This window comes from Fuerstiella marisgermanici, from assembly GCF_001983935.1.
GTDB classification, from domain to species: Bacteria; Planctomycetota; Planctomycetia; order Planctomycetales; family Planctomycetaceae; genus Fuerstiella; species Fuerstiella marisgermanici.
Genome location: NZ_CP017641.1, coordinates 7,155,532 through 7,169,809, shown reverse-complemented (window position 1 = coordinate 7,169,809; position 14,278 = coordinate 7,155,532). Strand labels below are relative to the sequence as shown.

The following is a 14,278-nucleotide window of genomic DNA, read 5'->3' as shown; positions in this document are numbered from 1 at the left end:
GCAGGCGGCTTGAGGCTGCCATTATGAAGACAGCTTCCACGGTGATCAGTTCTCAAAAGTCGCCCGTTCGAAACGTCTTGCCTTTCACCTTCGCGGCGGCTTTCGCAAGTGCGTTGGAATCGACGTCGCAAAGTGTGATCGTTTCACGTTTGTCGTGATCTGCAAACGCTTTCATCAACTGGCTACCTCGATTGGCAACACCGATGAAGCCGAGTCGAATACGTTCGCCGGAACCGGCAACGCGACCACTGGCCGCTGCCGTTGCGGCGGAGACGGCATCGTTACCCCAACTTCCCCAACTCGAGTCACGAAGGCAGTGTTTTGTGGGGTGAGCGGCCAGAAGTTTCCACTACATTTGCTTTTGGATTATTTTTGAGGGCAGTTTGAGGCTCAGCTTTTCCAGAAGAATCTGCTGATGGTCGGACGGCTTTGAGACGCAGCGAGTACGGATCTCCGGGCCGGTGCGAGTGGGCAGGACGACGTCCATCGAACGGATCTCCGACAGCTCCGCAAGCACACGGCGCGGTTCGTCGCCCAGCCCTGCTTTGCTGCACAGCTGGCCGAGCGTCTTCCACAACACATACGCCAGAAAACACACGAAGATGTGTGCCAGAACACGGTCCTCCTTCTGATGCCAGATCGGGCGGATCGAAAGATCGCTTTTGTGGATTCGGAACGCGGCTTCCGCTTCGGTCAGTTGGATGTACGCCTTCCAAAGTTCTTCGTCGGACCAGTCGCTGACATTCGTTCGCAGCAGATAGCATCCGGAACTCAGAGTCGCCCAGTCACGCGTAGCTTCGATCTTTGACCATTCGATGCGTGCGGCCCCGTCATCTGTCTTCGTGACTTTCACGTCGAAGAGCTTTGCCGCTCGAGTGTTCTTTCCGAGCAGCCGGCCGATCTCACGTTCGACCTTCATCGGGTCGCGTTTCTGTTTATCGCACCGCGCCGTCATGCGGATGAGCGACTCTTCGATCTTCTTTTCGAAGCGCTGTGTGATCGCTTCTTCCTTCTTTGATCGATCGCGACTGCGACACAGGATGAATGTCTCCGGCGATGTGTTGCAGTCTTCCGATTCATCCGGATCGTCGCTGCCGGGCCACGGCACGACCTTGACTTCCAGGCCATCGCGAATGCTGGTCCAGTCTTCCTTCAGCAGCTCGTGTTCAAACTTCTTCAGCATCGATTTGGGAGTGCCGACGATGTAGCGTCGACCGCCTTCGCGCAGGAATTCGATGTTGTCTTCCGACACCATGCCGCGATCCATGACCCAGATGCGATCGCTTTTCCCGTAGCGTGCTTCCATCGTTTCGACGATGTGTTCCACGGTAGTAACGTCGGCCGTATTGCCGGCAAACACCTTGTATCCCAGCGGCATTCCGCATCGAGACACCACCAGCCCGATGCAGACCTGCTTGCAGTCGCTGCGGTTATCGCGCGAATAGCCACGCTGAGCCAGCGGATTGCGTTCGGCCTGACCTTCGAAGTAAGTGCTGGTGACGTCATACATCAGCAGGTCGTATTCGAGATCGAACAGATGGCCAAGGCGATTCTTCAGATGCGTTTCCAATGCGTCCTTGTGCGGCAGCAGCTGATCGAGTGTGCGGTACAGCCGATTATCGTTCACACGTTCTTCGCTCACGCCGAGCAGATCCCGCAGTGCCGTTTTCGGATACCATTGTTCGGCGGTGAAGAGTTCGCTGGCAGGTTCGAGCAGCCGCGCAATGATCAGAATCAGCGAACTCACATCCCAGCCGACCAGTTCACGACCTTCAGGGATCGCGTTGCTCAGGAACGTATCCAGTTGCAGCGTGCGAATCAGGTGCAGAGCCATCCACGGCCCGCCGAACTGTCGCAGGTTTTCCACACGAACTCCGGCGGCGTTGACTTCGACCCATCGCGGAGTCACGGCAGACGCATCATCATCGAACTCGAATCGCATCTGTCGACTGAGCGGTTGTGACTGATCAGCGGTGACACCGGGTGCAACCTCATCGCTACCGGCCAAAACTTCCGCCGCCTGATGCACGCCCAGTCGACCGGCTTCGTCAAGCTTCCCCAGCCACGCGACCACCCGCTGCCGCGGCCCACTGGCCGAGCGATACGATTCGACCAGCGCCCAGTAGGCGTGGCGACGACCGTTTTTGATCCGATGGCATTGGCGAATGAACATGATCGCAAATGCTACCGATCGATCTCTGACCGGCCAGATCAGAGGTCGTCACTACATCGTGTTTCAGATTTCAAACGCTGGACTTTTGAAACTTCGATAACAAAAACACGCCGAATAAATTCTCTGCAACCACATTTTGTGCCGCTGCTGGGGAAGTTGGGTTACGATGACGATTCGTCGTCGGGCCTGAGTAGATCCAAGTGGAATTAGAAGCGATGTGTGTGGCCGGGGTTGGCCTGAGCGAAGCGAAGGAAGCCCCGGGGTTTCGCTCGTTCCTCGCTCCAGCCTCGGCCACACACACGACGATTTCGATGGAAGGTCATTTGGGAAATTCAACTACGCGAATGCTTCCTGAATCACTTCTCCGCCGAAGACTGTTGGGATTTCGTCTCGGTTGTTGTGATTCCACATCAGCTTGTGTTGATCGATTCCCATGGCGTGCAGCAAAGTGGCATGCATATCGGCCGGAGCCAATGGACGTTCTGTGGGGACGAAGCCCAGTTCATCTGTCGCGCCGATTATCTGTCCGCCTTTGATCCCGCCGCCAGCGAGCCACATGGTGTAGCCTGCTGGCGAGTGGTCTCGTCCGCGACTCCTCCCTGTTCTCGCCCCTTCAATTGTTGGGGTGCGGCCAAATTCTCCGCCCCAAACGACGAGTGTCGTTTCGAGCAGGCCTCGTTGTTTCAGGTCTCGTAACAAACCGGCGATCGGCTTGTCTGTTCGAGCGCTGCATCGAATGTGATTGGTTTGCAGGCCACTGTGAGCATCCCAGCCGCCGTTGCGAAGCTGAATGCACCGGACGCCTCGTTCGACCAGACGACGCGCCAGCAGGCAGTGCGTTCCGAATTCCGTTGTTATTTTTTCATCCAGGCCGTACATCGCGCGAGTGTGATCAGATTCGACAGCCAGATCGAAGACCTCAGGTGCCGATGCCTGCATTCGGTAACCCAGTTCATACGACGCGATGCGAGCTTCCAGTTCGGAATCCGGCCCGATGCGTTCGATGTGACGGCGATTCATCTTGTTGATGAAGTCGAGCTGTTGTCGTCGATTGGCTTCTGTGTAGCCGCCGGGCATGTCGGTGTACGGAACACCTCTGTTGCCATCGACGAGAGTTCCCTGATAACGGGCCGGAAGAAATCCTGCTCCCCAGCCAGGAAGCTGTGGGGCCGGTCCGTTGGTGTTCGACAGAAAGACCACAAAGCCGGGCAGATTGCGAGTTTGGCTGCCGAGTCCATAGCTGGTCCACGCTCCGATGCTTGGCCGATCGCCAACGCCCGTTCCGGTAAGAGCGATGCATTCGCCGGGACCGTGGACGGGAACGCGATGATTCATCGAACGCACCACGCACAGTTCGTCGACCATCTGAGCCGTGTGAGGAAACAAGCTTGAAACCGGAATGCCGCTCTCGCCGTACTGCCTAAACGAGAACGGCGATGCGAAGAGCTTTGAGTCGGCTCCGGAACGCGGGATGTTCGGAATAGTGGCCACGATGGAATCGGGGACTCGCTGGCCATCCAGTTGATCAAGCACCGGCTTGGGGTCGAACGAATCTGTCTGCCCCGGGCCGCCCGACATAAACAAAAAGATGACGCTCTTTGCCGTGGGCGCATGATGAGCTGCGGCGTTCAGGACCTGCGCGTGGTCAGCCGCCTCACTGTCTTCCAGCATCATTGACGTCAATGCCAGAGAACCGAATCCGAGCGCACTTTCGTGCAGCATTGTTCTGCGATTGATGTTCATGGTCTTCTGGGTTCTTGAGCGATTGACCGGATTCAGGGGATGTACACGAACTCATTTAAATTCAGTAACGCATGGCACAGCTGCATCAGTGACGACTGGTCGTTGGAACGCGATGACAGAATCTCACGAGCGAGTTGCCGTTCGTCGGCGTCGGGTGATCGCGATAGAGTTCTCTGAAACGCAAAATCAATCTGCTGATCAGGCTCACTGGCCAAATTCGTAACAGCTTCAGCCAGTGCGGTTGCTCGGCGAGCCATGAACTGACTGTTCAACATGAACAGGGGCTGCAATGCGACGGTGGAAACGGATCGGCGAGAACAGCTGGCGATGCCTTCCGGAGCGTCAAACATTTCCATGACTGAGGGCATCGCACTGCGTTGCTGGAACAGATAGATCGTCCGGCGAAGATTGTCTTCTTCGCGTTCCGGTGGCACGCTGACACCTCCCACGCGACGATCGAGTTCTCCGGTCGCCACCAATACAGAATCACGGATCGCTTCAGCCTCCAGCCGGCGGCGAGGCCACTGCCACAGCAGCTTGTTATCGATGTCGATGGCCGCGTTGGCTTTGTTGTGGCGTCGTTCCTGTCGATACGTGCTGGAAAGAAGAATTTGTCGATGGATGTGCCGCGTGCTCCATCCGTTGGTCATGAGCTCCGTGGCAAGCCAGTCGAGAAGTTCAGGGTGAGTCGGCTTCGCGCCTTCGACACCGAAGTCACTTGGCGTCGCCACGATGCCACGACCAAAATGGTATTGCCACAGCCGATTCACCCAAACTCGGGACACCAACGGATTTTGGGGGTCGGCCATCCAGTCGACCAGGGCGGACCGCGGCTTATCGCCGAGAGAACTCGGAGTCGCTCCCAACACTTCCGGCCAGCCGCTGTTCACGACCGGCCCCTGATTTCCAGCGTCCCCGCGAATCAGCATTCGAGCTTCCATTTGCTTTAACGAAGCTGGCTGCCATCGAATGGGGCGCCGATTGACGACGGGAAAGCGTTCGATATTCGGACGGCCGGTTTCGGCAGAAAGGTAGCCCCATGTGTGAGGTTCCTTGATTGGCTGAAACAGTTTTTGACGAACCAGTGCCTTTGCTTCTTTTGAGTAGAAGTTGAATGCAGGCTTCGGGATCCACTTTTCAAGGTCTGTCGGATTATTTGCATCGGAATCGCGAAGTGAGAGGTTTCCTAACTGGCCCTTCACAAAGAAAGCCTGCAGCCGATAGTAGTCTCGCTGGCTGACAGGATCGAATTTGTGGTTGTGGCACTGAGCACATTCAAGCGTCAGCCCCAATACCGCGCTGCCAGTTGCGTTGACGATGTCGACCATCACGTCGTTGCGTTGGATGTTCGTATCTTCCTGATTTCCACTGATTCTTGCGGCGGCCAGAAATCCGGTGGCAATCACGTTTTCGTCTGAATACGGCTCCAGTTCGTCGCCCGCAAGCTGTTCTCGCAGAAAGCGATCGTACGGCTTGTCTGCGTTGAAACTGTCGATGACATAATCGCGATAACGCCAGGCATAGGGCCGCACGATGTCATGTTGGTATCCCTGGCTTTCGGCCCAGCGAGCCAGGTCCAGCCAGTATCGCCCCCACCGTTCGCCGTAGTGAGGCGAATGCAGAAGCTGTTCGACCAGATCTTCGTAAGCCTTCGGAGATTCATCAAACAGGAACTCGTCGACCTGTTCCGGGGTCGGGGGCAGACCGATGATGTCCAGATACAAACGACGCACCAAAGTCTGCTTCGTTGCCTCCGCTGCGTGCGTCACTCCAGCGTCAGCATGGCGACGCCGAATAAAGGCATCGACCGGAGTACGAATCCAGCTGCGATCGTCGACGTGTGGAACATCGGGCCGACCGACCGATTGAAACGCCCAATGGTCAGATTTGCGTGAAGGAGGTGGTAGAAGCTTGTCATCCCACTTCATGCCCTGATCGATCCACGCCTTGAGCATCGCAATCTGCTGATCGGTGAGCGGATCGTCGCCGTCCGGCGGCATCCGGTCTTCTTCAGAATCTGCTGCCACCACTTCCAGCAACCGACTATGTCGACTGCCGCCCGGTTCCGCCAGGACCTCGCCCGTGCTGTAACCAAGCAGTTCGCGGTATACATCCAGTCGATAACCGGAATCTGGCTTGTCGCCCGCATGACAATCAAAGCAACGCGACTTCAGCACGGGGTAAACGTCGCGTTTAAAGTCAACTGGCTTATCCCAAACCACTCCGTTATGCCCGGCAGGCTCCGGCTCCGCAACACTGTTCACGGAATCGTCGAGCACACTTTTCCAGGAATTTGTCAGCAGCAGGTCGTCGATATGAATGCGATCAGAGGCTTCAGTTTTCACTCCGGTGGAAAAGCCAATCCATCGAATCAGACCGGTGCTTTGCGCACCGGAAACGGTGGCGTCGGGCGACGACAGTTTGTCAGGCGTTGGATCGATCCACATGTCCAGCCGGTCATAGTCAGCTCTGTCGCCCGGCCTGGACTTCGACAGTTTGGCGACGACACGGTACGTTCTGTTCGGCTGAACTTCGATTTTCGTCCACGACGTGTTGGCCGGACCGATCCGAATCATGAAGACGTTCCGCCCTTTCTTCGGACCTCGGTCGGCAGTATGAAGTCCGATGTTTGGAACATTGGCCGCATGCGTTGAATGATCACCGCCATCAAGTCGATCCAGCCACAGCACGAAGAATTCCGGATCGACCACTTCCGATGGTGCGTCCTCACCGAGATACCGAAGATCAAACCGGACAAACAAATCATCGTCGCTTTGTGGCTGTTTGAGCTCTCGTCGCAGCGGATTGTTGCGAGCTCCCGTGCCGCGAAGTTTGAGGACTCGAGCGGCAGTTTTGTTTGCGGCTGTCACTGTCGGCGAGACGTCGTCGGTGATTTCAGGAACCGCTGACCGTGAGACTTTCCATGGATTCTTCCAGCCGAGCCCAAGGTCCTGGCCTCGAAACAGCCCGCGCGAGTAGTCAAACGAATCGTACGCGATCAGGTCCGCAGGTTTTTCTGAAGCGTCCCGGTTGCGGACATCGTCCGCCGCTATCGTTGCAGCGGCCGAAAACAGCAGAACTGCAAAGGAGAGAAAGAAACTTCCGCCTGAAGCCAGCGAAGTCCACGCAGGTACACGGCAACGACCTTCGGCAAACCGTTCGCGTTTTTTTTGACGGAATCGTGATACTGTCAACGGATTCATCCTCTGCGGCGGATACGGGCTTCGCCCAACGGTAGCAAATCTGACTTAGCGCATTCGCCAGAACGTGGAAACCTTCGCGCTGCGGTTTCCACAGTGCAGCATACCGCGACCTTTTCACAGCGTCAAAACAAAGCTAACAAACTTAAGAGACACATCGCAACGCAGCGCCGAGTAGTCATGTTGCTGTTGCGCAGACGTGTTTTTGCATAGAGTCTTGCTGGTGGTGAAAATGTCGCCTGTGAAGTGCTTCTTCAAAGCGATTTGAATCCTGAACGAGGGTATTCGAACCGTGAAAATCAGCAACCGGGCGATACGGTGACAAGCGTGGAACGCGACAGCAATGAAGGCATTATCGGCAATCCGAAGGCCTGACCGGAGAAAAGAAAATTCATGTGTAACCGAGTACGACTTTCAAAGTACGTCGCACGGCTGATGGCCGCTACTGTGATCGCAGCTTTCGGGCTGGCGTTTGGCCACAATGTGGCTGTTGCCGGTGAGCCACATTACTACGAACAGGTGAAGGCTTGCGAAGCAAAAGAGATCACGTGTGACGTCGCGGTCTATGGTGGAACTCCGGCCGGTGTGACGGCCGCGATTCAGGCAGCAAAAGAAGGCAAGACGGCAGTCCTTCTGTCTTTCAACCGGCACGTTGGCGGAATGACGTCTGGTGGGTTGACTGCCACGGATCTCGGCAGAAAGGATTCTATCGGCGGGCTGGCGCTCGAATTCTATCAACGCATCGGCAAGGCTCGTGACTATCGTCCGTCGGACGCGGAAGCGCTGTACCGTCGAATGCTTGACGAAGCAGGAGTGAAAGTTCTGCTGACTCGCGCGCTAGAGTCTGTTCAGATGCAGCAAAACCGGATTGTTTCGGTCAAGATGGAAACGGGCGAAACGGTTCGAGCGGCAATGTTTGTGGACAGCACCTACGAAGGTGATCTGCTGGCTGCCGCGAATGTTTCCTATCGCGTAGGACGCGAACCGGCGGCCGCTTACGACGAATCTTTGGGCGGACAGTGGCAAACGGTCTCGTGGAAGAACGTGTATCAGTTTTGTCGACTGCCGTTGAGCCCTTATGTCGTTCCCGATGATCCGACATCGGGCCTGCTTCCGGAGATATCTGCTGAAGCTCCGGGAAAACCTGGCGAAGGCGATTACAAAGTGCAGTCTTATAATTTCCGAATGCAGCTTTCACAGGGCGAAGACAGAATCAAGTTCCCCAGGCCTCCCGAATATGATCCGAATCGCTACACGCTACTGGCTCGGTTCTTGAATCTGGATGAACGGATCGAGTGGCGGCTGAACTACACGACGGCTCCTCTGACCGACGGGCCGATTCAGATGCGACAGGGCGACAGCAACAATGCGGGAAGCTTTTCTTCAGACTATGTTGGCGGCAACTATCGCTGGCCCGACGGCACGTATGTGCCAGGTTCGTTCACGGAACTTCCGCCACCGCGTCGAGGACTTACGATGCCCTTTGGCGAATTGTACGAACTGCGTGAACAGATCTTTCAGGATCACGTCCGCTATCAACAGGGACTGATGTACTTCCTCGCGAACGACCCGCGAGTTCCCGAACCGTTGCGTGCGCGAGTTAACGCGTGGGGACTGGATCCGCAGGAGTTCCAGGAAACCGGTTACTGGCCGCACCAACTGTATGTGCGCGAAGGCCGGCGCATGGTGTCAGACTACGTCGTCACTCAAGCGGACTGCGAATCGCGCCGAGTTGTCGGTGATTCTGTCGGGCTGGCATCGTACCCGATGGATTCACACTTCTGTCAGCGTGTCGTCGTGGAAGAGGACGGAGTTCAAACGGTGCGAAACGAGGGCGGTTTCGGACACGGGTTTCGACAGCCCTACCCCGTTTCGTACCGTTCCATCGTTCCCCGGCAGAGTGAATGTGAAAACCTGTTGGTGCCGGTCTGCCTTTCTTCTTCGCACGTCGCTTATGGTTCCATTCGGATGGAACCGGTGTTCATGATTCTCGGCCAAAGCGCCGGAAGTGCGGCGGTCATAGCAATCGATAAAAGTATTGCTGTGCAGGACGTGGACTACAAAGAATTGAAGACAACGCTGGAACGTGACGGGCAGCGTTTGACGTGGGAAGCTAAGACTGTCGGAACACCAGCGAAGCCGCTTCCCGGTTTGGTGACGGACGATACGGCCGCACAAACAACCGGTTCGTGGACATCAGGCGCGTTGTCTGCCGTCGTCGGCCTGACTTACCTGCACGATGGCAACGACGGCAAAGGCGGTAAGTCCGCCACCTTCAAAATCAGTGTTCCGAAGCCCGGCACCTATGAGGTTCGGTTGCTGTACGTTCCGTCGGGCAATCGATCCACAAAGACTCCCGTGACAGTCGCTTTGGGGGACGAAGAAAAGCAGATCATCATTGACCAACGCAAAGCCTCCGCAGGTGGATCGTCGCTGGGCAAATTTCGCTTGACTGATTCTGTGACTGTGGCCGTATCGAATCGCGATACAGACGGCTTTGTCGTCATCGATGGCGTGCAACTGTTGCAGCAGCAATAATTGTGGACGGCGGTGAGAAAGTGCGTCGCTTGGCAGCGACGTCTTGCCTTGCTGCGCACTCGTTCCGTTCGAATCGTCGTCACCCTGACTGGACGAACCGACGAAACACAACAAACCCAGAATGACGCAGTGGGACATCCACGATCGGTTCATAAATTACTCATTAGCAAAAGCCGGTTATGGAGCGGCGGTGTCGTAGCGAACGTGAACTCGTTGGCAATCGGAGTCCTCTTCCGTCGGTTCACCGACTGCAGCGACGTCGTGGGTGTATAGGTATTCCCAGACGGGATCAAACAGCATTTCGCCATCACCGTTCTTCGGTGACGAGCCGCCCGGCGTTACCGAGGAATGCGCGCGGCGGGCATCGCCATCGACGTCGGCCGCGGTGATCAGCCGGCGCGAGTTCTGGTAGGGCGGCTGAGTATCGTCGACGTTCACGATGGGGCCAAACGCGTGCAGTCCCAACAACTCCCACGAGCGGCAATAGTGATCGCCCGTCCAACCGCCATCCAGTACATGCGTGAAGCCGAAGAATCGATTGGCAGGCGTTGCCGAAGGTAGACCCTGCCAGTCCTGGTCCTGATCTCTCGGGCCGCACAGCATTACGACGCGATCAACTCGCTGATGTTTCGCAAACCTTGCCGCTGTTGTGCTGCCGTGAGACGCTCCCGTGACGATGATTTTGTCCCAACGTAACCGCGATTGGTTGTCCGTCAGAAATTGATCCCACTTGCCTTGCGGATTCTCCTTGCAGAGCCAAATCAGCAACTGACGCGCCCGTTCGGCAGCGCCATCGGGCGGAAGCAGATCCAGTTCGTCACTGAAGTCCAGACCTGTGGCGGCCTCCAGACGAATGCGCCCTCGAGCGTACGCATCCGCGGGCTGCGGCTGAGCCAGTTTGCCGAACCAACCTCGCGCGTAGCTGACACCGATCGCATGAATGCCGTAGCCGTTTAATCGTTCAAACAAGCCGGCGTTATGCCCCATCAGCCAGATTGCCAACTTTCCCTGCGGAGCGACTCGCGTATCGACCGCCGCGTACTCCATGTCGGCGGGTTTCTTGTCACTGCCGAACACAAAACCGATCTCAGGGTACTCTTTCGCGCGGGAATCGATTTCACTGGCGCGGGCTCGCAATTGATAGCGCTGCGGTTCGGGATCGTCGAATGCGGGTGACTGATCCGCGACGACACCGTGAATCACATCGCCGCCCTGCACTGCCGCCTGATGAGCGACCGTTTGCAGATGGGCCGCGAATTCCGCGTCCAGTTTTTCCGGAACAAACGTGTTTCCCACAGGACTTTCGCCGAACAAACATTCGAACCATACGCAGGCTCCCAGGTATTCGCCTGCCAGGTTCGCATGGTGGCCGTCCATTCCTAATTGCTGCTTGCCGTCGCGGTTGTTCCAGCGGTAGCCAACGTGTAGCGAATGCTTTTGATCGGGCAGTTGCGGGTGCTGGAATTCTTTCAGGTTCAACTTATCCGAGACGCGGTATCCCCATTTCGGGTCGTTGTCAGCTTTCCAGAATGCGTCCCCAACGGGAATTCGACCTGCTGACAGTTCAGCCGTGATTGTGCGGTATGCTTCGCTCAGGCCGTCATACATTTCTTTCTGCGTGGCGGGTTCTCCGGCTCTGGGTTTGGCCTTCCGAAATCGTGGGTCGTCGCTTCGATACGCCCACGTCTGATGTACGAGTAATCTGGCCTGAGGCGCGTATCGATGAATGATGTCCGCCAGTTGCTGTGCGTGCGGGCGATAGGTCGTCACATCGTGGCTTTTGAAGCTGACTTGTTGGATCGTCACAATGTCCCAAGGTTCGCTTTGCAATGCCTGTTGCAGGCTTTCGCCCCTGGAATACAGGGCGGACTTGTCGTTGCGATCCTTTTCAAATGCTGTCGCTTTCCCTGCATGTTGTTCCAGCGATGAACCGCCAATCGACAACATCTTGTGCGTGAGTTTGTGGCCGGCAGCCTCGACGATTTCGTCCAGGTAGCGAGTTGCGTTATGGGTAAAACTGTTGCCCACGGTCAGAATGCGAACGTGTTGTTGCGATTCCTGGTCCTGGATATTCGTTGAGCCCGCCAGCGAGGGCTGGCAGACGCCAGCGGTGATCGAAGCGACAAGGCAGAGAAGCAATGGTGATCGAAACATGGCGTATGTTGTTTTCTCAAGGTTCATTCAAACGGAAATCGTTGTGGTTCAATTGCGTTTTGGTTGGGATACCCAGTGGTGTGTAGAAACTTCAGATCTCAACCTCGGGCTCACGCCCGAGGCTACAATATGTCGTCCCTCCGGGACTAACAACCGCAGCAGGATCCGCACCTGAAGGAACAAAACTTGCGCGAACCAAAACTTCATGCAACACCAGTTTTGTAACAGCACAGCACAATGGGGCTGACGCACCAGGCTCGCTCTAAGAAATTATTGCTGCGTGCACCATTCGATGAGCTGTTTGAGTTCGATCTCCTGCGTTTCGACTCGCAATCTATCCCGCGCGTGTTGCTCAGCAAAGTCAAGCGACGAAGTGATCTCATCCCGCGTGGCCGCAGTTCGCAGGTGCGTCTTCGGTTGCAATACGGCGACACGACGCGGCGCGATGCTCGCCAATAGGTCAGGCAGGTCGTATCCCAACAACGCTCCGGCCACCAGTGAGTTGGCGTTTACGTCGTAATGGGGGTGCATCACGATGCTTTGATAGTCCAGCAGGGATTCCGCGAGGACCAGCCATTGGATTTGCTGTTCGAAAGCGGTTGCATGCAACATCGCAGGACCGACGTCACCGAAGGCGACAGCTCCAATCTCATCAGGCTTCACGTCGTCTCGTTGCTGCAGAAACTTCAACACGCGAACGGCGTCTCCCGCGTTGATGCCCGCCACACTTCGACCGGACATCAAGGCATTGAAGAAAGGTTGAACGGGAGAGTGGCCTTGTTTGAACTTATATTTGGTTTCACCATATCCCAGCAGGTCCGGAGCCGCGACGACATAACCGCTTCTCACCAACGCCTCGATCGTTCCACCGACTTCGGCATCTGTGGTCTTGCCGTCGCCGTATGCATAAATAATCGCCGGTCGTGCGGCTGGTTCATCCGGAGTAAACACCAGCGTGGGAATGACCGTTTTTCCTTCTCCCGGCAGTCCCCATTTTTCAACGCAGTAACCTTCCCGCTGATACTGTCCCTGAAAGACGGGTGCCGTCGCAGATTCCGGCTTGCGGAAACCAGACAACCGTTCCGCTTCAAGCACAGCCTGAGGCAGATGCTGAGTCAATTTCTGGCGATTGTCCTGCAGCTTCTTCAGCAATGGCCGGGCTTCCACGCGGTTGATACTGAAGACGGTCTCACTCTGCAGCGACGTCGAAACCTGTCCGGTCCTGGTGATGGTCAATTCCTGTTCCGTCAAATACGGATAAGTCGTTTCCTGTGCGCTGCCCGGCAGGTTTAGAAACTTTTGGAAGAAGGCGTAAGTGGCTTCGTTATTCTTCTTCGTGAAGCCGTGTTCGAAATCGTCTTCCACCTGATCGAAGTGCTCGGGATGGCCGAGAATTTTAAAAGCCTGCCGCACTTCAGCCGCCGTTTCTCGTGCTCCCTGGATACTGAAGAAATCCCGCGTGGTGGTCACTTGCAGTGTGGGTTTCGGTGCTCGCACTTCCAAAAGATCCGCATGGTCGATGCCCAGCAGCGGTCCGTGGTAAAAGACCTGCTCAGCGTCCTGCGGTCCAATCGAACCCAATAATCGACTGATGCTGGTGATGAATCCGGTGGGGGCTACGGCAGCGACTCGCGGATCGACAGCACCGACGTAGCTGCTTTGAGTGCCGCCTCCGGACAGCCCCGTCGCGCCGATACGATTGGGATCGACCTCGGGGCGGCTGACGAGGTAATCAATGGCACGCATACAGTCCCACGTAAAGTAGCGAGCCAGAGATCGTCCGGTCAGAAAGCACTGAACCCCGGCGTGTGAGTGCTCTTTCGTGGATGACCCCACGATCGATTTCCGTTTTTCAGGATCGAAGTACTGCAATCGCTCACCTTGTCCCAGCGGATCAATCGTGAACACGACAAACCCTTTGTGAACCAGATTCAGAATCACGTTTTGGTAAATGTCTCGGCGGAATGCCTGAGTCGAATGTCCGATGACATTCAGAATTGCTGGCCCACGTCCGGAATGCCCCTCCGGAATAAAGAGTGCCCCCGTCACATGAAAATTATCCATCGATTCGAAGACAATCTTTTCCACGCGATAGCCATCCTTCTGAAGGACACCGGTCACGCGCGCATTCAGCGGTGTTCGATCGGGCCAGGGGCCCAGAATCTGATCAAGAGTGCGCCGGACCTTGGCCTGCCGGTTTTTCCAAGCCTCGGCGCTCTCCAGTTTGCTAATCTCAACTTCTCGCGAATGCAGGCAGGCACGAGTCAAGTCGTTCAGGTGATGCACGAGCATCAGCCCCGGATCGTTCCAATCGATCCAGTGTGGGCCGCTTGAGCTTCCTTTGTCGAGAACCGTTAAATTCTCGACTACCTGAGTCTGGACGGCAGGCAGTAGCAGAAGCATTAAGAAGGTGTTGATCATCGAGGTCTCTCACGGTCGGCGTGTTGGATCGCATTGGACCGGAATTTAT

Annotated in this window: 7 protein-coding genes; 1 reads left to right on the top strand and 6 read right to left on the bottom strand. The window is 56.2% G+C overall.

Features of this window, described 5'->3' with window-relative positions; translation table 11 throughout:
- Positions 1–52 precede the first annotated feature (52 nt).
- The 4 genes from Fuma_RS36480 to Fuma_RS26885 form a co-directional block, all read right to left on the bottom strand.
- Positions 53–175, bottom strand: a complete 123-nt coding sequence (locus tag Fuma_RS36480) for a hypothetical protein (RefSeq protein WP_257787781.1) — start codon at positions 173–175, stop codon at positions 53–55.
- A 174-nt stretch (positions 176–349) separates the two neighbouring features.
- On the bottom strand, positions 350–2,173 hold the full coding sequence (locus Fuma_RS26895) for an IS1634 family transposase (RefSeq protein WP_077023619.1): 1,824 nt from the start codon (positions 2,171–2,173) through the stop codon (positions 350–352).
- A 336-nt stretch (positions 2,174–2,509) separates the two neighbouring features.
- The gene (locus tag Fuma_RS26890) at positions 2,510–3,916 is read right to left on the bottom strand and encodes a DUF1501 domain-containing protein (protein ID WP_077026835.1); all 1,407 of its coding nucleotides are present in this window, start codon (positions 3,914–3,916) and stop codon (positions 2,510–2,512) included.
- A gap of 32 nt (positions 3,917–3,948) precedes the next feature.
- Positions 3,949–7,110 carry a PSD1 and planctomycete cytochrome C domain-containing protein gene (locus tag Fuma_RS26885; protein ID WP_158521152.1) on the bottom strand — a complete coding sequence of 1,054 codons (3,162 nt, stop codon included), beginning with the start codon at positions 7,108–7,110 and terminating at the stop codon, positions 3,949–3,951.
- Between the two features lie 399 nt (positions 7,111–7,509).
- Here Fuma_RS26885 and Fuma_RS26880 point away from each other — a divergent pair, with 399 nt between their 5' ends.
- On the top strand, positions 7,510–9,654 hold the full coding sequence (locus Fuma_RS26880; protein WP_083732358.1) for an FAD-dependent oxidoreductase: 2,145 nt from the start codon (positions 7,510–7,512) through the stop codon (positions 9,652–9,654).
- A 177-nt stretch (positions 9,655–9,831) separates the two neighbouring features.
- Here the strand turns inward: Fuma_RS26880 and Fuma_RS36020 are convergent, their stop codons facing one another.
- Positions 9,832–11,808, bottom strand: a complete 1,977-nt coding sequence (locus Fuma_RS36020; protein WP_218922309.1) for a BPSS1187 family protein — start codon at positions 11,806–11,808, stop codon at positions 9,832–9,834.
- 270 nt (positions 11,809–12,078) lie between these two features.
- Positions 12,079–14,229 carry an alpha/beta hydrolase family protein gene (locus Fuma_RS26870; protein WP_218922308.1) on the bottom strand — a complete coding sequence of 717 codons (2,151 nt, stop codon included), beginning with the start codon at positions 14,227–14,229 and terminating at the stop codon, positions 12,079–12,081.
- Positions 14,230–14,278: the final 49 nt, after the last annotated feature.